This is a genomic window from Variovorax sp. 05T418 (assembly GCF_056396385.1).
In genome coordinates, this window is the sequence record NZ_JBFTLJ010000009.1 from 187,572 (window position 1) to 211,941 (window position 24,370).

The window sequence follows — 24,370 nt, forward strand, 5'->3', positions numbered from 1 at the left end:
GCTTCAGGGCCGCAGGGAGATCGGCACGGGCCGCGTGAGCAGGTCGACGTACAGCTCGAAGAAGCGCGCGTTGTCGAACTTCTTCACCACCGTCATCTTCTGCAGCGCCGGGCCCGCGGGCTGCGAGGCGTAGCCGATGGAGCGGCCGTTGTCGGCGGCGCCGGGCTTGGCGACCACGTCGACGTAGCGCTCGACGGTTTCGGTGGCATAGGCCGGATCGATCAGGTAGGCGAGCGTGAGCGTGTCCCAGATGTTCTGCGTGTAGGCCGGGTTGTTCTCGAAGCCGTTGGTGCCGCTGAAGCCGTAGCCGTTGAGCTGGCGGAACACCTCGGTCACGGCGGTGGGCGTGGCCGGATGCGCGATGCGGTCGTAGATCGGCTTGGTCAGGAACACGGTGTCGGTCACGTCCAGCGGCACCACCACCTGCGGAATCGGCAGCCGCACCACGAACTGCGCGGCCTCGGGGTCGAACCACCAGTTGAACTCGGCGTACTTGGTGGTGTTGCCCGGCACGTCGACCGCGCCGCCCATGTAGATGATCTTCTTGATCAGCGGCACGATCTCGGGGTTCTGCTTGACCGCGAGCGCAATGTTGGTGAGCGGCCCGATGGCCAGGATGGTGATCTCGTTCGGGTTGGCCTTCACGGTGTCGACGATGAAGTCGGCCGCGCTCCTGCGCTGGAGTACCGTGTGGGTGGCAAAGCCGTCGGGCGAGGGCTTCAGGTCGGCGTCGGTCTTGGGCTCGGGCGAACTCCAGGCGCCCAGGTAGCCGTCGCCGCCGGAGCCGGCCGCCATCTCGGCCTCGATGGTTGCGTGGTCGTGGTTGAAGGCGTAATTCGCGCCCGCATAGATGCCGATGCGGTCGCCCACGCCGAGCCGCTCGACCGACTTCAGCGCGTCAGCCACGCCCTGCTTGAGCCACTGGTTGCCCGACACCACGCTGATGCCCATGACCTGCACCTTGCCCTGGGCCTGCAGCTGCGCGGCCATGACGCCGAGCTGGCCGTCGTCGCTCATGGTGTTGTAGTCGCTGTCGATGATGATCTTCTGCGCCGGCGGCGGCGCCGCGCCGAAGCCCGGTGCGAGCCCGATGCCGCTGTTGCCGTTGCCGCCGCCCCCGCAGGCCGAGAGCGCCGTGGCGAGCAAGGCCGCCGCCATCCACCTGCGTCGCTGAATCCGAATCGTCATCCCGGCTCCTTTTCGAGTGGTCTTGTGTGTAGAACTAAATGCCAAACGTTTGCGCAAACGTTTGCTCGAACTCTAAAGCGCATGCCACGGGCGTGGCAAAGCGCAAGGTTTCAAGGGGTAACCGAGGCTGGCGCCGAAGCGGTTCAGCCCGGCGACGGTGCGGCTTCGAGCAGGCGCATTTCGCGCAGCGGCGTGCGGTCGAGCAGGTAGGGCTGTTCGCCGGCCGTCCCGGATTTCTCGAGTCCCGCTCCGCTCTTGGCCGAAACGGGGCAGGCGCCGCCGCTGCGCATGGCCAGCGCGGCCGCCAGCCGCGCCTCGGCCGGGTCGCCGAGCGGGTGGTCGAAATCGTCGGCCACTGTGCAGTCGGGCGCGAAGCCGTCGCCGTAGTCGCCGAAGTTCTTGGCGTTGACGCCCTGGAACTGGATCGCGAAATAGCTGGTGCCGCAGTTGTCCTGCGGAGAGAAGCCGTAGGGCTTGCCGCAGGTGGCGCCGCCCACGAGGTTGACCTTGACGTCGATGCCGCGCAGGCCATTGACCACCGATTCGCTCGCCGAGCAGGTGTCGGGGCCGACCAGCACCGTGACCTGCGAGAGGCCCAGCCTTGGCAGCGTCGCGCCCGTGCGGCTGGTGCCGTAGAACGGATAGATGGTCTGCGCCGGCGTCAGGTGGAACGGGTTCTTGTCGTTGAAGGACAGGCGCTCGAAGACCTTGCCCGAGGTGGTGGCCGACGAAGACACCATGGAGGCGAGGCGGTTCGCGATGTTGAGCTGGCCGCCGCCGTTGTAGCGCATGTCGAGCACGAGGTCCTGCACGCCGTCCTGCCTGAACTGGTTGAAGGCGCTGATGAGCTGCGACTCGGAGGTCGTGATGTGGTCGTTGAAGAGCAGGTAGCCGACGCGGCCGCTGCCGGTGTCGATGCTCTTGACGTTCTGCACCGGCGTGCGCGTGATGCTCGCCGCGGCCAGCGTGACGGTGCGCGTCGCACTGCCTTCCTGCAGCTTGAAGCTGTGCGATTCGCCGATGGCCGTGGGCGCGATGCCGCGGTTGATCACGGCGGTGTTGGTGCCGTTGACCACGTCGACGCCGTCGACCTCGAGCACCTTGGCGCCGCGCGCGATGCCTGCCGTGGCCGCGGGCGAGCCGGGCTCGGTGAACGCGATGCGCAGGTCGCGCGGGCGCGAGTTGCGCACGAACGCGAACTCCATGCCGTAGCCCGGCGCCACGCCGTTCTCCGAGAGCTGCCGGTAGCGCTCGGTGTCGTACACGTAGTGGAAGCGGTCCTTCGCGCGGCCCGAGGCCGTGAGCAACGGGGTCTTGAGCACGCTGAAGTACGCGACCGGCGTGGCGTAGTCGGCGGCCTTGAGGGTGGTGGGCACCTCGCCGTACCAGAGGTAGGTTTCGTCGATCCAGCCGCGCACCCAGCGCTTCTCGTCGGTCAGCGTGCCGGGCTTGTCGGGGTAGGCGATTCCCGTCTCGGGGTTGGTGCCGGGGCGCGGCGCGGCGCACAGGCCGGCCACGGTGGACGAGGCGACGATGGCGTCATCGTCGCCGCCGCTGGCAGGAGGCGGCGTGGTGCCGGGCGGCGCGACGATCGGAAATCCGCCACCTCCACCACCACCACCACCTCCTCCGCCGCCACAGCCCGCCAGCGCGCAAACGATGCCGGCCAACGCGAATGCGGCCGCAGCCGATGCGTTGAAGCGCGGCCTCGCCCGCGCATGTCCATTGCCCAAGCTCATCGAGATCCTCCTCGTGCCCGCCGCGGCGGACGGTTTTCTTTCTTGTCTGCCGCCGCGCTCCCGCGGCCTTGCCTGCTGTGCGCTATTGCATGAAGCCGATGCCGCGCGATTCGCGCACCTCGGGCTTGATGCGGTGCTCGGCCTCGAGCTGGTCCAGGAATTCGGCGGCCGAGAACTCGACCGCAAGAATATCCGTCTGCCGCTTCACGGCCGCGAAATCCCCCGGGCACAGCTGCTGCAATTGCGCCAGCCGCGCCTTGATGCCTGCGGTGAGCAGCGCGGCGTCGCCCGCCAGCGCCTCGGTCACGAACATGCGCTCGCGCTGCGGCGCGGTGAGCGGCATGAACTTGATCTTGAAGGTGAAGCGCCGAAGCGCCGCCTGGTCGAGCCGGTCGAGCAGGTTGGTGGTGCAGATGAAGACGCCGTTGAAGCGCTCCATGCCCTGCAGCATCTCGTTGACCTCGGTCACTTCGTAGGTGCGCTGCGCGCCGCGCCGGTCCTGCAGGAAGCTGTCGGCCTCGTCGAGCAGCAGCACGGCCTTCTCGGCCTCGGCTTCCTTGAACATGGCGGCCATGTTCTGCTCGGTCTCGCCGACGTACTTGCTCATGAGGTCGCTGGCCTGCTTGATGATCAGCGGCCGGCCGATGGCCTTGGCGATGTGCTCGGCCAGCGCGGTCTTGCCGGTGCCGGGTGCGCCGTAGAAGCACAGCGTGCCGTGGCCGCGCGCCTTGATGGCCGCCACGATGCGCGGGATCTCGAAGCGGGTCTCGACATTGAGCATGTCGAGGTCGTAGGTGGTGACGCTGCGCCGCTCGCCCGGGCCGGTGTCGAGCGTGCCGAGCGCGAGGTCGGCGTTCTTGAGCTGGCGCTCGATCAGCGCTTCCATCGAGGCGCCGTCCTCCGTCTGCGCGAGCCCCGCAAAGCGCACCGCGGTGCGGATCTGCGCGGGCGTGAGGCCCTTGCGCTCGGCCAGCTTGGCGGTGAAGGCCTCGGACACGACGATGCCTTCGAGCGTCTTCTTCACGAGCTGCTCGCGCGCACCGGGCGGCGGCGACTTGAGCTCCAGGTGGTAGGCGAAGCGGCGCCGGAACGCCGGGTCGATCTGCTCGATGCGGTTGGTGACCCACAGCGTGGGCACGGGGTTGGCCTCGAGGATCTGGTTGACCCAGGCCTTGCCGCTCACGCTGCCGCTGGTGGGCGCCGGAATCTGCTCGGCGCGCGCCATGAACTGCGCGGCCTCGGTGCTGATGGGCGGGAACACGTCCTCGACCTCGTCGAACAGCAGCGCGGCCTGCGCGCTGCCCTTGAGGAACACCTGCGCGATCTGCAGCGAGCGGTAGCGGTCGCGGCCGCTCAGCGAATTGCCGTCGCGGTCGGCATATTCGACCTCGAACAGCTCCAGGCCCGCCGCCTGCGCCACCACCTTGGCGAGCTCGGTCTTGCCGGTGCCGGGCGGCCCGTAGAGCAGCACGTTGACGCCGGGCTCCTTGCGCGCCACCGCGGCGCGCAGCAGCGTGACGAGCATCTGCGCGTCTTCCTCGACGAAGGAGAAGTCGTGCGTGGTGAGCGCGCTCTTGGCCGAGGGCCGCGTGAACACGGCCATCAGTTCGTTGTGGTCGCGGTACTCGCGCATCAGCACCGGCGGCAGCTTCTCGCTGACCTTCATGAGGTCGGCCAGGTCGGTGATGTTGTGCTCGGAGATCAGGTTCTCGACCAGGCCGATGCGCTCCAGCCGCGAACCGGCGCGCAGGGCCTCGCCCACCTCGGTGGCGTTGACGCCCGCGATGTCGGCAATGGCGGCATAGGCCTCGGGCGCGTTGTTGACCTTGAACTCGACCAGCAGCGAGCGCAGGTCGCGCTGGTAGCGCGCGAGCGTGCCGTAGAGCAGCAGCGCGCGTTCGGCCTTGTTGAGCTGCAGGAGGCCCGCGAGCGCGTCGATGTTCTTCTCGACCAGCGTCGACTGCTTGCGCAGCGCATGCGTGAGCCAGTCGCGCGTGACGGCCAGCACCGAGAGCAGGTCCTTGGGGTAGTCCTTGGCGTATTCGTCGAGGTAGAAGAACAGCGTGCCTTCCTCGTAGGGTCCGCGCCACACGCCATGGCGCTCGAGCAGCGTGCGGCCGTCGAAATTCTCGACGCCCTTCCAGGCCTCGTTGCCGGCGCAGCGCCGGCCCAGGAATTCGCGCAGCCGCTGCAGCACCGCGGCCGGCCACACCAGGTGGCGGCCGGTGAGCGAGAGCAGGCCGTTGATGTCGCGGCGCACATTGAAGCGCGGCCCCTGCTTGGCGGCCAGCGTGAGCACGAAGTGCGAGCACATGAGTTCGAGCACCGGCGCACCCTTGAGCCCAGGCGACGGCAATGCCTGCCCGCGTACCGCAGCAGCCACTACATCGACACCCGCACGCTTGACCATCGGACAACCTCCAGACGAGGAACTTCTTGGGGCGACCATAACGCAGACTTTTGGCTTCGGGAAGACGCGGGAGCGGTAAAAACCCTGATGAGGCGATTCCAGCCACAATGCCCGCCATGGTCGGAATCGAAGAAATCCGGCGCGCCGCGGCGCGTCTCGAGGGTCAGGTGCTCAACACGCCCTGCGTCGAATCGCGCACGCTCTCCGAGATCGTGGGCGCGCAGGTCTACCTGAAGTTCGAGAATCTGCAGTTCACATCCTCGTTCAAGGAGCGGGGGGCTTGCAACAAGCTGGTCGATCTTCTGGAGGCCGACACGCGCGGCGGCCAGGAAGCGACGCGGGGCGTGGTGGCCATGTCGGCCGGCAACCATGCCCAGGGCGTGGCCTACCACGCGCAGCGGCTCGGCCTGCGCGCGCTCATCGTGATGCCGCGCTTCACGCCTGGTGTGAAGATCGAGCGCACGCGCGGCTTCGGCGCCGAGGTGGTGCTGCACGGCGACACGCTCGACGCGGCGCGCGCGCATGCGCTGGAGCTGGCCGAACGCGAGGGGCTGACCTTCGTCCACCCCTACGACGACGAGGCCATCATCGCGGGCCAGGGCACGGTGGCGCTCGAAATGCTCGATGCGGTGCCGGACCTCGACACGCTGGTGGTGTCGGTCGGCGGCGGCGGGCTGATCGCGGGCATGGCGATCGCGGCGCGCGAGCGCAAGCCCGGCATCGAGATCGTCGGCGTGCAGACCACGCGCTTTCCGGGCATGGTGAATGCCGTCAAGGGCACCCAGCACCTGCAGGGCAAGAGCACCATCGCCGAAGGCATCGCGGTCGGAACGCCCGGCGTGCTGACGCGCGAGATCATCGCCCAGCACGTGGACGACCTGCTGCTGGTCGACGAAGGCGACATCGAGCAGGGCGTGCTGATGCTGCTCGAGATCGAAAAGACCCTGGTCGAGGGCGCAGGCGCGGCCGGCCTGGCGGCGCTGATCCGGCATCCGGCGCGCTTCAAGGGCAAGCGCGTGGGCCTGGTGCTGTCAGGCGGCAACATCGACCCGCTGCTGCTGGCGGCCATCATCGAACGCGGCATGGTGCGGGCCGGCCGGCTGGCGCGCGTGCGCGTGAGTGCGCGCGACGTGCCGGGCTCCTTGGCCCAGATCACGGCCACTGTGGCGGAAGCGGGCGCTAACGTCGATGAGGTTCATCACCAAAGAGCGTTTACCATGCTGGCAGCCCAGAACGTCGACATCGAGCTGGTGCTGCAGACCCGCGGGCGGGCCCACCTGGCCAGCGTGCTGGGCGCATTGCACGACGCCGGCTTCGAGGCCGAGGAGCAGCACTGAAGGGGCTCGCAACCCCCTAGACCGCGGCGCCGGGGGCCGCCGGTAAAATGGCCGCAGTTTTTCCGTATTTGAGTATTCGAGGTAATCAATGTCCAACCCTACTCCCGTCGAGCCCGGCCACGCCGCCGCCGTTGAAAAAGACGCCGTCGAATCGATCGTGCACCTGATGCCGCTCGTGCTGCCGCTGGCTGGCGGCGTGCTGATGCTGCTCCTGGCATCCATCGCCGTCTACTTGGCCTGACAGCCATTTGCGTCTTCGTCCGCGGGTCGTGCGGCCCGCGTTGACGCAGTCTCCCGAAGCGAAAACGTTTTCTCAAACGGACCTCCGCGCCAGCAGGCGCGGCGTCCCGTTCGGAAAGACGATTTTTTCAACTTAGGAGATTTCCGATGAACGCACCCACGATGCAGGGCCTCGCCATCCAGGCACCCTCGTACGTCAAGAACGCAAAACTGATTGCCTGGGTGGCCGACATGGCCGCGCTTTGCAAACCCCAGGCCATCCACTGGTGCGACGGCAGCAAGGAAGAGTACGACCGCCTCTGCCAGCAGCTGGTCGACGCGGGCACTTTCAAGAAGCTCAATCCGGCCAAGCGCCCCAACTCCTTCCTCGCGGTGTCCGACCCGAGCGACGTGGCGCGCGTCGAGGACCGCACCTTCATCTGCTCCGAAAAGAAGGAAAACGCCGGCCCCACCAACAACTGGATGGCCCCGGCCGAAATGCGCGCCACGCTGCAGCCGCTGTTCGACGGCTGCATGAAGGGCCGCACGATGTACGTGGTGCCGTTCAGCATGGGCCCGCTGGGCTCGCCGATTGCCCACATCGGCATCGAGCTTTCCGACAGCCCCTACGTGGCGGTCAACATGCGCATCATGACCCGCATGGGCAAGGCCGTGTACGAGGTGCTCGGCGCCGACGGCGAATTCGTGCCCTGCGTGCACACCGTGGGTGCGCCGCTGGAAGCGGGCCAGAAGGACGTGGCCTGGCCCTGCAACAAGACCAAGTACATCGTCCACTACCCCGAAACGCGCGAGATCTGGAGCTACGGCTCGGGCTACGGCGGCAATGCGCTGCTGGGCAAGAAGTGCTTCGCGCTGCGCATCGCCTCCAACATGGGCCGCGACGAAGGCTGGCTGGCCGAGCACATGCTCATCCTGGGCGTGACCAATCCCCAGGGCAAGAAATACCACGTGGCCGCAGCCTTCCCGAGCGCCTGCGGCAAGACCAACTTCTCGATGCTGGTGCCGCCCGCCGGCTTCGAGGGCTGGAAGGTCACGACCATCGGCGACGACATCGCCTGGATCAAGCCCGGCAAGGACGGCCGCCTCTACGCGATCAACCCCGAGGCGGGCTACTTCGGCGTGGCGCCCGGCACCAACATGCTGACCAATCCGAACTGCATGGACAGCCTGGACCATGACGTGATCTTCACCAACGTCGCGCTCACCGACGACGGCGACGTCTGGTGGGAAGGCATGGAGCAGGACACCGGCTCGCTGCCCGCGCACCTGATCGACTGGCAGGGCAAGGACTGGACGCCGCAGATCGCCAAGGAAACCGGCGCCAAGGCCGCGCATCCGAATTCGCGCTTCACCGTGGCCGCCACCAACAACCCGGCGCTCGACGACGCCTGGGACGACCCGAAGGGCGTGGCCATCGACGCCTTCATCTTCGGCGGCCGCCGCTCGACCACCGTGCCGCTCGTGACCGAGGCCCGCAACTGGGTCGAAGGCGTCTACATGGCCGCCACCATGGGCTCCGAAACCACCGCCGCGGCCGCCGGCCAGCAGGGCGTGGTGCGCCGCGACCCGTTCGCGATGCTGCCGTTCACGGGCTACAACATGAGCGACTACTTCCAGCACTGGCTGGACCTGGGCAAGAAGCTCGAGGCCTCGGGCGCCAAGCTGCCGAAGATCTACACCACCAACTGGTTCCGCAAGGGCGCCGACGGCAAGTTCGCCTGGCCCGGCTACGGCGAGAACATGCGCGTTCTCAAGTGGATGATCGACCGCGTCGAAGGCACCGCCAAGGGCACCGAACACATCACCGGCGTGAGCCCGCGCTACGAAGACCTCAACTGGAACGGCCTGGAATTCAGCGCCGAGCAGTTCGCCACCGTCACCAGCATGGACAAGGCCGCCTGGCAGGCCGAACTCAAGCTGCATGCCGAGCTGTTCCAGCAGCTGGCGCACCACCTGCCCAAGGAACTGCCGGAAACCAAGGCGGCCATCGAGCAGCGCCTGGCGGCCTGACGCCGGTCCCCAGGTCTTGTGCGGCCTGTCCGCACACGCAAAAAAGCCGCCCGGATGGGCGGCTTTTTCATGGGTCGGCCGGCGGCTGGCGCCGATCGATCAGTAGTAGCGCGAGCTGTTCATGCGGCGCATGGCTTCGTAGAGCGTCGGCATGCGCGCTTCGCTGGAGCGTGCGGCCACGCGGGCCAGTGCGTCCACCTTGGCGGCAGTGGCGACGGAAACCTTGCCTTCGGACTGCTCGCGCCAGGTGGCGGCTTGCAGTTCCTGCATCACGCGCGGGTCGTTCCTCGCGGTTTCCAGGAAGCGGGCGTCGGCGCGGGCCGAGGCACGGCGCTGGGCGGCTGCGTTCCAGGCGGCGCCCACGCGGGCCAGTGGAGCGCGCAGCGAGCCGGCGAACAGCGCGGCAATGCCGAAGGCGGCGGCGCAGAGCACGGCCCAGGCTGCGAGCAGAGCGCCTTCGTCCCAGTTGGAAACGAGCTTGTCGGCCACCACCATCACCGCCGCGGCAACGGCGACGATCAGCAGGGCGATCAGCGGACGCGAACCGTTCGCACCGGCGCGTGCGGCCTTGAGCTGGCCGAACAGGATCTCGGCGCGCTGCACGCCGGGATGGACAGTGGGTTGGTCTACGTGGACAAAGCTGGTCATGATGAATCCCTCCGTGGGATGAATGGCGAGTGCCGATGGGGAGATATTAGGGTTTGCCCTAGTGTTTTGCCACTTTATCTTTCTGATGGTTATCATTCACATCACTGATGGACGTCAACTTCCGCACACTCGATCTCAACCTGCTTCGCGTCTTCGACGAAGTGATGGCGGAGCGCAACCTCACGCGCGCCGCGCGCAACCTGTCGATCACCCAGCCCGCCGTGAGCAATGCGCTGCGCCGCCTGCGCGAGGTGCTCGGGGACGAGCTGGTGCGCCGCTCCGGCGCGGGCGTGGAGCCCACGCCGCGCGCGCTGGCGCTCTGGCCCACGGTGCGCGACGCGCTGCGCCAGCTGCAGCACACGCTGGCGCCGGGCGAGTTCGACGCATCGACCGCCGACACCACTTTCCTGCTGGCCATGGCCGACGCCACCGCCGCCGAGCTCATTCCGGGGCTGGTCCAGATCGTGGAGAAGGAAGCGCCCGCTATCTCGCTGCGCGTGCTGCCGCTGACCACCCGCGATCCGCGGCGGATGCTCGAGCAGGAGGAAGTCGACATGGCGATCGGCTACTTTCCGGCCGTGATCGCCAGCCTGGCGGCGCGCGGGCAGTCGGGCGTGGGGGTGGCGTTCGAAACCCAGCGGCTCTACCTGGGGCAGTACGTGTGCGTGATGCGGCGCGGCCATCCGCTGGCGAATGCGCCGCTCACGCTGGACGACTATTGCGCCGCGCGGCATTTGCTCGTGAGTTTTTCGGGGCGCCCCTACGGCTTCATCGACCAGACGCTGGGCGCGCTGGGACGCGAGCGGCGCATCGTGGTAACCGTGAACCAGTTCTTCACGGCCGGCCGGGTGGTGGCCAATTCGGACCTGCTCACGGTGCTGCCGCGCCATTTCGTGACCGTGACCGGCATCGACGAGCAGCTGGTGCTGCGCGACCTGCCCTTCGACCAGCCGATGGTGCACGTCGATGCCATCTGGCACCGGCGCGCGCAGCACGGGCATGCGCACGAGTGGCTGCGCACCGCGCTGCTGCGCTCCGCCGCGGCGGCATTTGCGGATTCGGTCCTCGGGCAGAAGGTGCCCGGATGACCGGGGTTTCTCAGCGGATGACCGAGAGCCAGGCGCTGGCGGCTGCGCGCAGTTCCTGCGCGTGGTGCGCGCCGCGGCCGGCGCGGACATCGGCGCTTTCCATCAGCGCGGCGGCGTGGCTGGCCGGGGCGCTGGTGGCGGAAGAACGGAAGAAACGGGCCACTTGGGCAATGAGGCTGAACATGACAGTGCGCGGCTCTTGGCTGCGCTGGAGTGGTTGATGTTCCAAGAATAGGGGTTATCCCTAATATTGAAAGCCCCACTTCATGCGCTTTATGCATGGGCTGATTCCCCTAGACTGGTTCCAATGAAGCTGCAACTGCTGTCCGACCTGCACCTGGAGTCCCACCCCCGCTTCCACGCCGAGCCCGTGCCCGGCGCCGACATGCTGGTGCTGGCTGGCGACATCGGCTCCTACCAGGAAGGCTCGCGCCTGACCGACCCCGACTTCGGCCTGGGCCGCTTTTCGCCCCGCAACGGCTGGCCGGTGCCCGTGATGTACGTGCCGGGCAACCACGAGTACGACAACACCGATTTTGACCAGACCCACGAGCGCCTGCGCGCGCTGTGCCAGGAGTTGGGCATCCTCTGGCTGGAGCGGGAGACCCTGGTGATCGACGGCATCCGCTTTGTCGGCACCACGCTCTGGGCCGACTTCGATGCGCTGGTGGCGCCCACCGACGGCCTGGCCGACGCGCTCAAGAAGCGCGGCAAGGCAATGCGCGCGGCCGACTTCTATCTTGAGAAAGCCGCGACGGTGCGCCACGGCCAGCCCTTCATGGCCGGCGCCATGCGGGAGCAGGCGCTGGCCTGCCAGGCCTGGCTCGAACAGGCGCTGGCCGAGCCTTTCGACGGCACCACGGTCGCCGTCACGCATTTCGCGCCCAGCCTTGCGAGCGCCGATCCGCGCTACGGCCTCACGCCCGGCACGGCCGGCTTCTGCAATTCGCTCGATGCGCTGCTGCCGCGCGCCCGGCTCTGGCTGCACGGCCACCTGCACTGCCCCTTCGACTACGTGAAGGACGGCTGCCGCGTGGTCGCCAACCCGCTCGGCTACAAGGGCAAGGGCGAACAGGAAGGCTTTCGCCCGGAGCTGCTGATCGAGGTGCCCTGAGCGCGCGTTACAGCGGCCCTACAGCAGCTCCTCGCCCACGATCGGCAGCAGCAGCCAGTTCTTGAAGCGCAGCCACAGAAACTCGCCGGGCTCGTCCTCGTGGACGATGTCGCCGCCGGCGTCGTCGTATTCGAGCCATTGCACGCGGCGGCCGCCCGGCGCGAGCCGCAGCCGGTAGCCCAGGCTCACGCGCTCGCCGCTCATGAGCCTTTCGTAGTCGGCCACGAGCGCCGGGCTGTCGATCACGAGGCCCATTTCGGTGTTCACCGCGGCCGAGCGGCGGTCGAGGTTCATGGAGCCGACAAAGAAGCGCTCGCCATCGATCACCGCGAGCTTGGCATGCAGCCGGCTGATCGACTGGCCGAAATCGCCGAAGCGCCCCGAGCGCCCGGTAAGCCGGGGCGCGATTTCGTAGATGGTGACGCCGATCTTCAGCATGTCGGCGCGGTAGCGTTCGTAGCCCGCGTAGGCCAGCGGCTCGTCGGTGGCGCCGAGCGAGTTGGTCACCACGGTGATGCGCCCGCCGCGCTCGATGGCCTGCTTCATCATCGCCATGCCGCGCGCGCCGGGAATGAAGTACGGCGAGCCGATCTTGACCTCGCGCTGGGCCGAATTGATGACGCCGAGCGCGCCGGCGGTCACGCTGCCCTCGTAGGCGGCCTCCGAGGTGCGCGTGATCTTCGCGGGGTCGTCCACGAACAGCGTGGACGTCGCCCATTGCAGCTCGAGCTTGCCGGTGGCGAGCTGCTCGCCCACGGGCGAATGGTCCAGCACGTCCCGCGGTCGAATGCGCACGTCGGGCAGCGCGGCGGCCGCGAGGGCGTCGAAGCGCTTGTGCGCCTCTTCGGCCGCCATGCGCTGCGGCACGATGCGCTCGATGGGCCAGGCATGCTCGCTGTTCCAGTAGCGGTCGAAGCCTTCGGACATCCGGCGCACCACCGGTCCGCAGGAGAGCACGTCCATGTCGATGAAGTTCGCCGCCGTGCCGCGCATGAAGTATTCGTTGGCGATGTTGCGGCCGCCCGAGACGGCAAAGCTGTTGTCGGCCACCAGCAGCTTGTTGTGCATGCGGTGGTTGATGCGGCCGAAGTCGCCCAGCGAGAACAGCAGACGCAGCGCGAACGAGTCGGCACGCGAAGGCAGCGGGTTGAACAGCCGCACCTCGACGTTGGGAAAGGCCGAGAGCGCGCTGAACACCTCGTCCTCGCCGGCGGTGTACAGGTCGTCAACCAGCAGGCGCACCCGCACGCCGCGCGCGGCGGCCTCGCGCAGTTCGCGCAGCAGCAGCAGGCCGACGTCGTCGTTCTGGATCAGGTAGTACTGCACGTCGAGCGACTTCTCGGCATGCCGCGCAAGGGAAATGCGCGCGTCGAAGGCAAAGGCCGCCTCCGGCAGCAGCCGGAAGCCCGACAGCGATTCGGACTCCTGCGGCGCGCGCTGCCGCGCCAGCTGGCCGAGCGCAGTGTCCGCGACGTCGGTGATGGCCATGGCCGGCGCGCGAGGCTGCGGCGGCGGCAGGCCCGCACAGCCCGCCAGCCACGCCAGCGCCACGGCGGCCCAGACAAGGGCCGCGAGCCTGCGGATCGGGGAAGAGGCTGCCATGGCCCGCACTGTAGCCCCGCGGGGCGGGCTCTGGCACAGCCCTATGATCGCCCTCACAAAAAAAGGAAAAAGGACACGCGTGCTCAACGGCTTGTGGCTGGGTTTCTTCGGGGTGGCGATGCTGGCGGCGCTCGGGCGCTGGCTCGTGGGCGGCGATGCGGCGGTCTTCGCGGCCATCGTCGAAAGTCTGTTCGCGATGGCGCGGCTCGCGGTGGAGGTGATGGTGCTGCTGTTCGGCACGCTCACGCTGTGGCTCGGCTTCCTGCGCATCGCGGAGGCCGCGGGGCTGGTGGGCTGGCTCGCGCGCCTGCTCGGCCCGCTCTTCAGGCGGCTCATGCCGGGCGTGCCCGCGGGACATCCGGCGCTGGGGCTCATCACGATGAACTTCGCGGCCAATGCGCTCGGGCTCGACAACGCGGCCACGCCCATCGGCCTCAAGGCCATGCGCGAGCTGCAGCGGCTCAACCCCGACCCGGTCACGGCCACCAACGCGCAGATCCTGTTCCTGGTGCTCAACGCGTCTTCGCTCACGCTGCTGCCCGTGACGATCTTCATGTACCGCGCGCAGCAGGGCGCGAGCGATCCGACGATGGTGTTCCTGCCGATCCTGCTGGCCACCAGCGCATCGACGCTGGTGGGCCTGCTCGCCGTGGCCGTGGCGCAGCGCCTGCGGCTGTGGGACCCGGTGGTGCTGGCCTACCTGGTGCCGGCCGCGCTGCTGCTGGGCGGCTTCATGGCGCTCTTGGGCACGCTCTCGGCGGCGGCGATTGCGTCGCTCTCATCGCTCATGGGCAACCTTGTGCTGTTCGGCGTGATCATCGTGTTCCTGCTGGCCGGCGCGATCCGGCGCATCAAGGTGTACGAATGTTTTATCGAGGGCGCGAAGGAAGGCTTCGACATCGCGAAGAACCTGCTGCCCTACCTGGTGGCAATGCTGTGCGCGGTCGGCGTGCTGCGCGCCTCGGGTGCGCTGGATTTCGTGCTCGGCGGCCTGCGCTGGCTGGTGAGCGCGGGCGGCTGGGATGCGCGCTTTGTCGACGCCATGCCCACCGCGCTGGTCAAGCCCTTCTCGGGCAGCGCCGCGCGCGCGATGCTGATCGAGACCATGAAGAGCCAGGGCGTGGACAGCTTCCCCGCGCTGGTGGCGGCCACCATCCAGGGCAGCACCGAAACCACCTTCTACGTGCTGGCGGTGTACTTCGGCGCGGTCGGCATCCAGCGCGCGCGGCATGCGGTTTCTTGCGCGCTCGCGGCCGAGCTGGCGGGCGTGGTGGCGGCGATTGCGGTGTGCTACTGGTTCTTCGGCTGAGCGCCGCGAAACCGGCCCTCGCGGGCGGGGCGATGCCACCCGGCCGAGCAGCGCGCCGTGCGCTGAGCCAAAATGGTCCTCCGCCGCCTAACGCACAGCCTCTTCCGTGACCACCTCCCGCCGGGCCAAGCCCCCTACTTTTTCGCCCGCAGAATTCCGCGAAGCGCTCGGCATGTTCGCCACCGGCGTGACCATCGTCACCGCGCGCTCGGCCGAGGGCACGCTGGTCGGCCTCACGGCCAACTCGTTCAATTCGGTGTCGCTCGCGCCGCCGCTGGTGCTGTGGAGCCTGGCGCGCGCGGCCGGTTCGATGCCGGCGCTCAGCACCGGCTCGCACTACGCCATCAACATCCTGGCCGCCAACCAGAAGGGGCTGGCCGAGCGCTTCGCCACCAAGAACATCGACCGCTGGGCCGACGTGGCCTTCACCGAAGGCCTGGGCGGCGCGCCGGTGCTGGCCGGTGCGGCCGCGAGCTTCGAGTGCTTCAACCGCAGCCGCTACGACGAAGGCGACCACGTGATCTTCGTGGGCGAGGTGGAGCGCTGCACCCACAATGCCGGCGCCTCGCCGCTGCTGTTCCACGGCGGGCGCTTCTACACGGAACATCCCTTGTGAGCCGCGGCGCCGCGTTCATGTGCATGTCGCTGCTGCTGGCTGCGCAGAACGTGGCGGCGCAGGAGCCGGCCGCACCGCTCAAGCAGAACTGGTTCGACGATCCCTTCTTCCAGGTTTCCGCCGGCCTGCCCGCCTGCGCCATGCCCGAAGGCCCGTTCTACACCGCCGAGGAGCGCCGCGCCCAGACCCATTCGCGGCTGGAGCGCGGCACCAGCTGCTGGCTTGCCGGCCAATGCACCGACAGCAACGCCTACCGCTACGATAAGCCGCTCGCGCCCAAGGTCCGCGCCGCGCTCTCGGCCGTGCCGGGCGTGCAGAAGGCGAGCGTGTGGGTGATGATCCAGCGGCGCTGGGTCTACCTGCAAGGCTGCGTGCCCTCGGCCGCGGTGGCCAGGAAGCTCGAACGCGCCGCGCGCGCGGTGCCCGATGTCGAGACCGTGGTAACCGACCTGATGGTCGGCACGCGGGGCAAGCCGCCGTATCCCGTGGCCGGCCGGTGAGCAACAAGCAGCATCAACAACAACGCGACGAATGATCCAGCGCAAGACCCATCTCGACTCCCTCGCCATCGGCCTTCTGATCGCATGCTGCGCGTTCTGGGGCCTGCAGCAGATCCTCATCAAGACCACCGTCGCCGAAGTGCCGCCGCTCTGGCAGGCCTCGGTGCGCATGGCGGGCGCCGTGGCGCTGCTGTGGCTCTGGTGCCTGTGGCGCCGCGTGCCGCTGTTCGAGCGCGACGGCACGCTGCCGGGCGGGCTGCTCGTGGGCCTGTTGTTCGCGGGCGAGTTCGCCTGCATCTACCTGGGGCTGCAGCACACCTCGGCTTCCAGGCTCACGGTGTTTCTCTACACCGCGCCGTTCTGGGTCTCGCTGCTGCTGCCGCGCTGGGTGCCGGCCGAGCGGCTGCGCGGCCTGCAGTGGCTGGGGCTGGGCATCGCCTTTGCGGCGGTGCTGTTCGCGTTCAGCGAAGGCTTCGGACACTCGAGCTCGGGCCAGCTGCTCGGCGATGCGATGGCGATCGTCGGCGGCATGCTCTGGGGCCTGACCACGCTGGCGCTGCGCACCACGCGGCTTGCCACCGCGAGCGCCGAGAAGGCCCTGTTCTACCAGGTGGCCGTGACCGCGGCCGTGTGTCCGCTGCTGTCGCTGGCGCTCGGCGAAAGCTGGGGCTTCTCGTATTCGGCCTGGGCCTGGACCTCGATCGGCCTGCAGACCGTGATCGGCGCCTTCGCGAGCTATCTCACCTGGATGTGGCTGCTGAGGCACTACCCCGCCACGCAGATGTCGTCGTTCAGCTTTTTGACGCCGCTGTTCGCGCTGGTGTTCGGCGTGGTGCTGCTCGGCGAACCGCTCACGCTGCAGCTGATGCTGGCGCTGGCAGGCGTGGGCCTGGGCATCGTGATGGTCAACCGGCGAAAGGCACGGGCATGAAGGACGCGGACTTCCAGCCGGTGCTCGACGACATCGTCGCCACCCTGCGGCCGCTGCTGGGCACCGCCGGCACGGTGGCCAGCTACATCCCGGCGCTGGCCTGCATCGATGCGCGCCAGCTCGGCATTGCGCTGCGCACCTGCAACGGCGCCGAGGCCTTCGCGGGCGATGCCGAAACGCCGTTCTCGATCCAGAGCGTGTCCAAGCTCTTCACGCTGACGCTGGCCATGCAGCGCATGGGCGACGCGCTGTGGGAGCGCATCGGCCGCGAGCCTTCGGGCAACCCGTTCAACTCGCTGGTGCAGCTGGAGAACGAGCAGGGCAAGCCGCGCAATCCCTTCATCAATGCGGGCGCCATCGCCGTGGCCGACCGGCTCGTGAGCCAGGCGCTGCAGGCCGGCGGCAGCGCCAAGGCCGACATCCTTGCGCTGATGGGGAGCCTGTGCGGCGAGCCGATTGCGTTCGACGACGAAGTGGCGCGCTCCGAGGCCGCGACCGGCTTTCGCAACATCGCGCTCGCCAACTTCATGAAGAGCTTCGGCAAGATCGACAACGACGTGGCCGTGGTGCTCGACACCTACTTCCACCAGTGCGCGCTTCGCATGAGCTGCCGCCAGCTCGCACGCGCAGCGGCCTTCCTGTGCCGCGACGGCGCGCATCCGATCGACGGCCAGGCCGAGGTGACCGGCGAGCGCCAGACGCGCCGCATCAACGCGCTGATGCTCACCTGCGGCACCTACGACGCCGCGGGCGACGTGGCGTTCTCGATCGGCCTGCCCTGCAAGAGCGGCGTGGGCGGCGGCATCGTGGCCGTGGTGCCCGACCGGCTCACGCTGTGCGTGTGGTCGCCCGCGCTGGACGCGACGGGCAACTCCCTGCTCGGCATGAAGGCGCTCGAGCTGTTCGTGGCGCGGACCGGGTTGTCGGTGTTCTGAGCGCCCGTTCGCAGGCCCGGGCGAAAATGGGCCACGCACGAACCCGAGCATCCGAATGACCGAAGCCACAGACTCCACCGACTCCGACACCCTCCCCCTGCAGGAACCCCGCCTCTGGCGCGACGGCCAATGGACCGCCCGCGTCATCAAGAACGAGGAAGACGACGGCTGGGCCGTCGAGATGACGCGCCACGGCGACCCCGAGCCGGCGCTGGTCGGCCCCTGGACCATGGGGCGCGACAAGAAGAACCCGAAGCCGCTCGACGGACCCGCCTTCTCCACGCTGGTGAAGACCGCCGCCGAGGTGATCCGCCGCCATGAGCAGCAGCTGCACGCCACGCTCAACAAGAGCGTGACGGTGACGGCGCGCAATGACCAGCGCGTGCGCGTGGCCCTTGCCATCGTGCCCGACGAGGACAGCCCCTCGGCCACGCTCACGGCCTACGACGATGCCGACGACTCGGAACTCGCCAGCGTCAATGTCTCGCCCGCCTTCAGGCTCACGGCAAGCAGCGCCGCCGCCTGGATCGAATCCGATTACGCGCGGCCGCGCTGAGCGCGCGTTCGCAATCAGCGAAATGACGTATGTGCAGCCCGCGCTGAGTTGAGAACAATCGGCTTCGACGACACTCGCCGCTGCCCCCAGGAACAAGCCCGAACCGGTCGACCACCGGCTCGGGCTTTCTTGTTTTTTCTCAACCACCCTCCAGGAGCAGCGTCATGAGACATGGTGATATTTCGAGCAGCAGTGATTGCGTGGGCGTCGCGGTCGTCAACTACAAGATGCCCCGCCTGCACACCAAGGCCGAGGTGCTCGACAACGCCCGCAAGATCGGCGAGATGCTGGTCGGCATGAAGAGGGGCCTGCCGGGCATGGACCTGGTGATCTTTCCCGAATACTCCACACACGGGATCATGTACGACGCCAAGGAGATGTACGACACCGCCGCCACCGTGCCCGGCGAGGAGACCGCCATCTTTGCCGACGCCTGCCGCCGCGCCAAGGTGTGGGGCGTGTTCTCGCTGACCGGCGAGCGCCACGAGGCGCATCCCGACAAGGCGCCCTACAACACGCTGATCCTCATGAACAACCAGGGCGAGATCGTGCAGAAGTACCGCAAGATCATGCCGTGGGTGCCCATCGAGGGCTGGTACCCGGGCGACCGCACCTATGTGAGCGATGGGCCCAAGGGCATGAAGATCAGCCTGATCGTCTGCGACGACGGCAACTACCCCGAGATCTGGCGCGACTGCGCGATGCGCGGCGCCGAACTGATCATCCGCTGCCAGGGCTACATGTACCCGGCCAAGGAGCAGCAGATCCTGGTGTCCAAGGCCATGGCCTTCATGAACAACACCTACGTGGCTGTGGCCAATGCGGCGGGCTTCGACGGCGTGTACTCGTACTTCGGGCACTCGGCCATCATCGGCTTCGACGGCCGCACGCTCGGCGAATGCGGCGAGGAGGAAATGGGCATCAACTACGCCGAACTCTCCATGGGCCTGATCCGCGATGCGCGCAGGAACGGCCAGTCGCAGAACCACCTGTTCAAGCTGATGCACCGCGGCTACACCGGCATCATCCATTCGGGCGACGGCGACAAGGGCGTGGCGGATTGTCCGTTCGACTTCTACAGGCAGTGGATCAACGACCCCGAGGGCGCGCGCGAGCAGGTGGAGTCGTTCACGCGCAGCACCATCGGCACGGCGGAATGCCCGATCGAGGGCCTGCCGAACGAAGCTGCCCGCAGCTGAAATCAGACCTGGCGAAAGGCCGTCAGCACCTGCAGCACGCTTTGCGTAGCGCCGTCGAGCAGGGCGCGCTGGCGGTGCGCAATGCCCAAGCGGCGCGTGAGCCTGGGCGTGATCGGCAGGATCTGCATGCGCTCGTTCAGCGCTGCATCGGTGGTCTGCTGCAGCGGCAGCAGTGCGGCGCCGTAGCCGGCCGCCACCAGGCTGCGGATCGCGGCGTCGTAGTTGAGCTCGATGCGCGCACGCGGCGCGAAGCCGGCCGCGGCGAACCACTCCATCGAGAGCCGGTACATGTGGGTGGTGGCGTCGTTGAAGATCAGCGGCTGCGCGGCCAGCCAGGCCGGCGTGACGCGCCTGGGCGCCTTCCAGCGCTGCGGCACGAAGGCCATCATGGCCTGGTCGCACCAGGGCGTGACGACCAGTTCGCGCAGCGGCGGCTGCGGCATGGCGACCAGCCCGATGTCGAGCGTGCCGGCGGCCAGCCGCGCCATCGCCTCGTACGAACCGAGGATGCTGACCTCCACGTCGATGCCCGCATGCCGGGCGCCCAGCGCTTCGAGCACCTGCGGCAGCAGGTCGACCACCACGCCGGTGGAAGTGCCGAGCCGCACGCGGCCGGTGCGGCCTTCGGCCTGGCGCTTGACGGCCTCGACGGCATCGTCGGTGTCGCGCAGCAGCTTGCGCCCGCGCTCGACCAGCGCCGCGCCGGCCGCCGTGGGCGTGACGCGGCGATTGCCGCGCACCACCAGCTGCGCATCGAGGCGCGATTCGAGTTCGCTGATGTGCAGGCTCACCGTGGGCTGCGCAAGGTGCAGCGCCTTGGCCGCCGCCGAGAAGGTGCCGAGATCGGCGATGGCGATGAGCGTGCGGAGTTGGTCGAGGTTGAGCTGTCGCATCAGGAATACTGATTGAAGGTGTCAGAAATCTCAACTTCCACAATAGCACGCACCGCCGCAAGATGAGCGCTCCCCACAAGGAGACCCATCGTGACAGCGCCGACGCACTCGCCCTTTCATCAACGCCTGATGCATGCCCTGCGCAGCTGGCGCCGTCGCGCCGCGGAGCGCCGCCGCGCCCACGCGGACGCGCGGCACCTGGCCGGCATGAGCGAGCACGAGTTGCGCGACCTGGGCATCGGCCGCAGCGAGGTGGCCGGATTGCTCGACCGGCATCGCTGACCACCGGATTTGAGGTTCAATCCGGGGCGTGCCCCAAACCGCCGCCCCCACCCCGCTCTCCATCGAACTCACTTCGCCGCAATCGGTCAACGGCCAGCGCGCGGCGTTCCAGTCGCTCTGGCTGCTCGCACGCATGAAGCACGCGCACGATGCCGAAGGCGGTCTCGTGCGGCTGGCCGACCTGCGCGGCGAAGTCTCCGATGCGAGCACGCTGCGCATGGTCGTGAGCCGCGCGTTCCGCGACTTCAAGGCCTGGCACATCGAGGTCGGCTGGGGCGAGGACACGCAGCGCGAGCCGCGTTTCCTGAACGCCGAGCGGCGCAGCCAGGGGCCGTTCTGGCTGCCCGCCGCCGAGGCAAAGCGCGTGCGCATGCTGGTGGGCGGCCGCGCCGCGACGGCCGACGAGGTGGCTTCCTTCCTGGGCCTGCGCCCGCGCAAGGCCCGCGCGGGCGCGCCCGGCTCGGCGCCGCCCGATGCGGTGCACCTGCAGGACGCGGCGTTCTGGAAGCAGCTGGTGGCCGCGCAGCAGGCGGCGCGGCAAGGCCGGCTGATGGCGCCGGTGGCGGGCGGCGGCGCGGCCGGGTCGCCGGCCAAGTCGCCGCCCAGTGCGCTGGAGTCGATCCGCCTGGCCGGCACGCTGGCCGCCACCGATTTCCAGCGCGCGCTGGTCACGCTCAACGAGGCCATGCTGTGGCGCCGCCTCGGCGACAACGAGCAGGCGCGCCGCCGCCTGCAGGCGCTCAAGAAGCAGCGCCTCGCCCACCATGTGGCGGGCAACGACTACCTGGGCGCGATGGAATGCATCGTCTCGGCCTGGTGCGCCTACACCGCGCGCGACCTGCCGCTCGCGCAGTCGCTGCTGGGCGGCATGGCGAACGATGCGGCGCGCAGCCTGGTGCTGCGGCACCACCCCGACGTGCGCTTCGAGTGGTGCAACCTGTGGGCGCTGGTGTGCCGCTCGCGCGCGCTGGGGCTCTCCGCCGACGACAAGCCAGCCGCCGCAGTGCTCGCCGAAGAGTCGCTGCAGCGCTTCGGCGAAGCCCTGGCCGCGGCCTTCGAGTCGCACTCCTTCGACGCCGCGCAGCACGTGGCCGCCAACATGGGCATGGCCGCGTGGCTGTTCGACCGCGTGGGCCTGTCCGACCTGCCGGCGCTCGCGCACGACGGCCATGCCGACACCACGCGCCGCGCGGTGCAATGGATCGCCTTCAGCGAATGGCTCTGCGGCCACACCGACGGCCAGGGCCGCTCGGCCTGGAACGCGATCTACCTGATGCGCATCGCACGCGGCCACTGCCGGCCCGAGCCGCAGCCCACGCTCGCGCAGTTCCGCGCGCAGAAGCCGCTGGACCCAGCCGCGATCTCGCAGCTCGCCGGACCGCTCGCGGATGCCTTCGACACCGCGCACTGGCCCGCACGCTGGGTCGAGGTGGCAAAGGCGCGGCTGGCCGACCACCATGCCGGGCGGCGCCGCTACCCCGGCCTGCAGCATTGCAGCCTGCTGTTCGAGCACGCCTGGTATGCGGCGCATGCGGGCGACCTGAAGGCGGCCGAGCAGTCGCTGGCGTCATTGCGCGAAGCCTTGCCGCAGCTGGTGCCGAGCGACCGCGCCTACTTCACCGAATCGTGGAACGACACGCTGCCGGCCGAGCTGGTGCTCGAAGCGAAGCCGCCGCGGCGGCCGGCGGCGCGCAAGACATCCACGCGCTGATCAGCGCACGGAAGGCGCGCCGGTCGACTTGCGCACCACGAGCTCGGGCCGCAGCACCACGGTCGATGCCGACATGGCGCGGCCGTCGATCTCCTCGAACAGCATCTCCGCCGCGCGCCAGCCGAGCTCGCGGTGCGGCAGGCGGATGGTGGTGAGCGGCGGGTCGACCATGTCGACCAGCGGCATGTCGTTGTGGCCGGTGACCGAGATGTCCTTCGGCACGCGCAGGCCGGCCTGGCGCAGTGCGTCGTAGGCGCCCAGCGCCACGAGGTCGTTGCAGCACACCACGGCCTGCGGGGCAGGGCCGGCCTCGAGCATCTGCCGCATGGCGGCCGCGCCGGCCTCGCGGCTGTAGCTCTCGCACTCGACCACGCGCAGCGGCTTCATGCGGTGGTCGCGCAGCGCCTGCTCCAGGCCCAGGCGACGGCCCACGCCGGTGGGAATGTTCTGCGGCCCGGCCAGGTGCGCGATGCGCTTGTGGCCCAGCCCCACGAGGTGGTCGACCGCGAGCTTCATTGCGAGCCGGTCGTCGCTCACCACGGCGGGCAGGCGGCCCGTTTCATCGGCGCGGTTGACCAGCACCGCCGTCATGCCGGCCTTGGCGACGAAGTCGACCAGCGGATCGTCGCGCGTGGCGGTGGCCAGGATCACGCCGTCGACGCGCTGCGCGAGCATGCGCTCGAGCACCGGCCGCGCGAGCGCAGGGTCGACCACGTTGGTCACGAACACGAAGTAGCCGCGCGCCGCCGCGCTGGCCTCGATGCCCTGCAGGATCGGCGGGAACACCGCGTTGGTGATGTCGGGCACCAGCACGCCGATGGTGTGGGTGCGGCCCGTGCGCAGCGCCGAGGCCGCGCGGTTGGGCCGGTAGCCCAGGCGCTGCGCGGCCTCCTCCACCACGCGCAGCACCTCGTCGCTGATCAGCGAGCGCTTCTCGGGGCTGAGCGCGCGCGAGACGGTCGACACATGCACGCCGGCCGCGCGGGCAACGTCGCGGATGGTCACGGGGGAAGAAGGCAGGCTGGTGCTCATGGACTGATTGGTGCAAACGATTGTCGCTTGTGCGGAGCGCTGGAACGGCTTTCCGGCATTCCCAGGTTCGCCAGCAGGGTCATTTTACTTTCTGCCGGTTTGGACTAAGATTATGCAAACGATTGCACAAACATCCCGACGAGACTCCCATGAACATCGCCACCTCCCCCGACTCGGTGCTGGGCTTCGCGCTCCAGGCCATGGAGCGCACGCCCGATGCGCGCCTTCGCACCGTGATGAACGCACTCACGCGCCACCTGCATGCCTTCGTCCAGGAGGTGAAGCTGAGCGAGGAGGAGTTCGAGCAGGCGCTCGAATTCATCGTCGCCATCGGCCAGGCCACGGGCGAGAAGAAGAACGAGGTGGTGCTGGCGGCCGACATCCTCGGCATCTCCACCGTGGTGGCGCTGCAGAACAACCAGGACCCGCACGGCGAATCGCCGGCCGCGCTGCTCGGCCCGTTCTGGCGCGCGAATTCGCCGGCCTGCGCGCTGGGCGACAGCATCGCGCGCTCGGGCACGCCGGGCCTTCCGCTCGCGGTGGCAGGCACGGTGCGCAATGCGCGGGGCGAGCCGATCGCCGGCGCCACGGTCGACGTGTGGCAGGCCTCGCCCATCGGCCTCTACGAAAACCAGGACCCGGCGCAGGAAGACATGAACCTGCGCGGCCGCTTCACGACCGATGCGCAAGGGCGCTTCCACTTCCGCAGCGTGCGGCCGGCCGGCTATCCGGTGCCGACCGACGGGCCCTGCGGCGTGCKGCKGCGCGCGCAGCAGCGCCACCCCAACCGGCCCGCGCACCTGCACTTCATGGTGAGCAAGCCGGGCCACAAGGTGCTGGTCACGCAGGTGTTCGCCGATGACGACCAGAACCTCGAGAGCGACCCGACCTTCGGCGTGACGCAGCGGCTGATCGGCTGCTTCGCGCTGGCGCCCGACGGCCAGAGCGCCACGCTGCAGTACGACTTCCAGCTCGAACCGGGCGAGATGAAGTTTCCGCGCCCTCCCATCCCCTGAACCTACCTCTCCAT

The 24,370-nt window shown here is 68.8% G+C and carries 23 protein-coding genes; 15 read left to right on the forward strand and 8 right to left on the reverse strand.

The features are described from left to right. Positions 1 to 3: 3 nt before the first annotated feature. The 3 genes from AC1DMS_RS19350 to AC1DMS_RS19360 form a co-directional block, all read right to left on the reverse strand. On the reverse strand, positions 4 to 1,188 hold the full coding sequence (locus tag AC1DMS_RS19350; RefSeq protein ID WP_436299225.1) for a nucleoside hydrolase: 1,185 nt from the start codon (positions 1,186 to 1,188) through the stop codon (positions 4 to 6). A gap of 143 nt (positions 1,189 to 1,331) precedes the next feature. Continuing rightward, positions 1,332 to 2,927 carry a S41 family peptidase gene (locus AC1DMS_RS19355; protein WP_436310916.1) on the reverse strand — a complete coding sequence of 532 codons (1,596 nt, stop codon included), beginning with the start codon at positions 2,925 to 2,927 and terminating at the stop codon, positions 1,332 to 1,334. An 82-nt stretch (positions 2,928 to 3,009) separates the two neighbouring features. Beyond that, complete coding sequence (locus tag AC1DMS_RS19360; RefSeq protein ID WP_012745315.1) at positions 3,010 to 5,337, reverse strand: ATP-binding protein; 2,328 nt, start codon at positions 5,335 to 5,337, stop codon at positions 3,010 to 3,012. A 116-nt stretch (positions 5,338 to 5,453) separates the two neighbouring features. Here AC1DMS_RS19360 and AC1DMS_RS19365 point away from each other — a divergent pair, with 116 nt between their 5' ends. From AC1DMS_RS19365 to AC1DMS_RS19375, 3 genes are all read left to right on the forward strand, one after another. Next, positions 5,454 to 6,674 (forward strand): threonine ammonia-lyase, encoded by a 1,221-nt coding sequence (locus AC1DMS_RS19365; RefSeq protein WP_027730607.1) that lies wholly within the window; start codon positions 5,454 to 5,456, stop codon positions 6,672 to 6,674. 88 nt (positions 6,675 to 6,762) lie between these two features. Then, entirely contained in the window at positions 6,763 to 6,915 is a 153-nt protein-coding gene (locus tag AC1DMS_RS19370) for a hypothetical protein (protein WP_012745313.1), read from the forward strand. A gap of 146 nt (positions 6,916 to 7,061) precedes the next feature. After that, positions 7,062 to 8,924, forward strand: coding sequence for a phosphoenolpyruvate carboxykinase (GTP) (locus AC1DMS_RS19375; RefSeq protein ID WP_018906657.1), 1,863 nt, complete (start codon positions 7,062 to 7,064; stop codon positions 8,922 to 8,924). Between the two features lie 99 nt (positions 8,925 to 9,023). Here the strand turns inward: AC1DMS_RS19375 and AC1DMS_RS19380 are convergent, their stop codons facing one another. Continuing rightward, positions 9,024 to 9,572 (reverse strand): hypothetical protein, encoded by a 549-nt coding sequence (locus tag AC1DMS_RS19380; protein WP_018906658.1) that lies wholly within the window; start codon positions 9,570 to 9,572, stop codon positions 9,024 to 9,026. 107 nt (positions 9,573 to 9,679) lie between these two features. On the opposite strand from AC1DMS_RS19380, the gene AC1DMS_RS19385 reads away from it, so the two are divergent. Then, positions 9,680 to 10,660: a LysR family transcriptional regulator gene (locus tag AC1DMS_RS19385; protein WP_012745310.1), complete on the forward strand. Its 981-nt coding sequence runs from the start codon at positions 9,680 to 9,682 to the stop codon at positions 10,658 to 10,660. A gap of 10 nt (positions 10,661 to 10,670) precedes the next feature. On the opposite strand, the gene AC1DMS_RS19390 is transcribed toward AC1DMS_RS19385, so the two are convergent. Next, the gene (locus tag AC1DMS_RS19390) at positions 10,671 to 10,844 is read right to left on the reverse strand and encodes a hypothetical protein (protein WP_278877448.1); all 174 of its coding nucleotides are present in this window, start codon (positions 10,842 to 10,844) and stop codon (positions 10,671 to 10,673) included. Positions 10,845 to 10,967: 123 nt separating this feature from the next. Here AC1DMS_RS19390 and AC1DMS_RS19395 point away from each other — a divergent pair, with 123 nt between their 5' ends. Then, positions 10,968 to 11,774, forward strand: a complete 807-nt coding sequence (locus tag AC1DMS_RS19395) for a metallophosphoesterase (RefSeq protein WP_478181630.1) — start codon at positions 10,968 to 10,970, stop codon at positions 11,772 to 11,774. An 18-nt stretch (positions 11,775 to 11,792) separates the two neighbouring features. Here AC1DMS_RS19395 and AC1DMS_RS19400 read toward each other — a convergent pair whose 3' ends face one another. Continuing rightward, positions 11,793 to 13,376 (reverse strand): phospholipase D family protein, encoded by a 1,584-nt coding sequence (locus tag AC1DMS_RS19400; RefSeq protein WP_478181631.1) that lies wholly within the window; start codon positions 13,374 to 13,376, stop codon positions 11,793 to 11,795. Between the two features lie 79 nt (positions 13,377 to 13,455). Between AC1DMS_RS19400 and AC1DMS_RS19405 the strand changes: the two genes are divergently transcribed. The 7 genes from AC1DMS_RS19405 (at position 13,456) to AC1DMS_RS19435 (ending at position 19,422) form a co-directional block, all read left to right on the forward strand. After that, positions 13,456 to 14,685, forward strand: coding sequence for a nucleoside recognition domain-containing protein (locus AC1DMS_RS19405; protein ID WP_278879816.1), 1,230 nt, complete (start codon positions 13,456 to 13,458; stop codon positions 14,683 to 14,685). 106 nt (positions 14,686 to 14,791) lie between these two features. Then, a complete protein-coding gene (locus tag AC1DMS_RS19410; RefSeq protein WP_278879817.1) occupies positions 14,792 to 15,301 on the forward strand; it encodes a flavin reductase family protein in 510 nt (169 codons plus the stop codon). After that, complete coding sequence (locus tag AC1DMS_RS19415) at positions 15,298 to 15,801, forward strand: BON domain-containing protein (RefSeq protein WP_018906660.1); 504 nt, start codon at positions 15,298 to 15,300, stop codon at positions 15,799 to 15,801. Before AC1DMS_RS19410 ends, AC1DMS_RS19415 begins: the two co-directional genes overlap by 4 nt. Before the next feature lie 31 nt (positions 15,802 to 15,832). After that, positions 15,833 to 16,732, forward strand: a complete 900-nt coding sequence (locus tag AC1DMS_RS19420) for a DMT family transporter (RefSeq protein ID WP_012745303.1) — start codon at positions 15,833 to 15,835, stop codon at positions 16,730 to 16,732. Continuing rightward, positions 16,729 to 17,667 (forward strand): glutaminase, encoded by a 939-nt coding sequence (locus AC1DMS_RS19425; protein WP_278879819.1) that lies wholly within the window; start codon positions 16,729 to 16,731, stop codon positions 17,665 to 17,667. Before AC1DMS_RS19420 ends, AC1DMS_RS19425 begins: the two co-directional genes overlap by 4 nt. Positions 17,668 to 17,722: 55 nt before the next feature. After that, positions 17,723 to 18,223 carry a hypothetical protein gene (locus AC1DMS_RS19430; RefSeq protein WP_012745301.1) on the forward strand — a complete coding sequence of 167 codons (501 nt, stop codon included), beginning with the start codon at positions 17,723 to 17,725 and terminating at the stop codon, positions 18,221 to 18,223. Between the two features lie 164 nt (positions 18,224 to 18,387). Next, positions 18,388 to 19,422: an aliphatic amidase gene (locus AC1DMS_RS19435; protein ID WP_478181632.1), complete on the forward strand. Its 1,035-nt coding sequence runs from the start codon at positions 18,388 to 18,390 to the stop codon at positions 19,420 to 19,422. Between the two features lie 2 nt (positions 19,423 to 19,424). Here AC1DMS_RS19435 and AC1DMS_RS19440 read toward each other — a convergent pair whose 3' ends face one another. Continuing rightward, positions 19,425 to 20,315 carry a LysR family transcriptional regulator gene (locus AC1DMS_RS19440; protein WP_012745299.1) on the reverse strand — a complete coding sequence of 297 codons (891 nt, stop codon included), beginning with the start codon at positions 20,313 to 20,315 and terminating at the stop codon, positions 19,425 to 19,427. A gap of 90 nt (positions 20,316 to 20,405) precedes the next feature. Between AC1DMS_RS19440 and AC1DMS_RS19445 the strand changes: the two genes are divergently transcribed. Both AC1DMS_RS19445 and AC1DMS_RS19450 read left to right on the forward strand, forming a co-directional pair. After that, positions 20,406 to 20,597, forward strand: coding sequence for a YjiS-like domain-containing protein (locus AC1DMS_RS19445; RefSeq protein WP_012745298.1), 192 nt, complete (start codon positions 20,406 to 20,408; stop codon positions 20,595 to 20,597). Between the two features lie 28 nt (positions 20,598 to 20,625). Further along, positions 20,626 to 22,308 (forward strand): hypothetical protein, encoded by a 1,683-nt coding sequence (locus AC1DMS_RS19450; RefSeq protein WP_478181633.1) that lies wholly within the window; start codon positions 20,626 to 20,628, stop codon positions 22,306 to 22,308. On the opposite strand, the gene AC1DMS_RS19455 is transcribed toward AC1DMS_RS19450, so the two are convergent. Then, the gene (locus tag AC1DMS_RS19455) at positions 22,309 to 23,340 is read right to left on the reverse strand and encodes a LacI family DNA-binding transcriptional regulator (RefSeq protein WP_436299218.1); all 1,032 of its coding nucleotides are present in this window, start codon (positions 23,338 to 23,340) and stop codon (positions 22,309 to 22,311) included. Between the two features lie 149 nt (positions 23,341 to 23,489). Here AC1DMS_RS19455 and AC1DMS_RS19460 point away from each other — a divergent pair, with 149 nt between their 5' ends. After that, entirely contained in the window at positions 23,490 to 24,356 is an 867-nt protein-coding gene (locus AC1DMS_RS19460; RefSeq protein ID WP_478181634.1) for a dioxygenase family protein, read from the forward strand. Positions 24,357 to 24,370 lie beyond the last annotated feature (14 nt).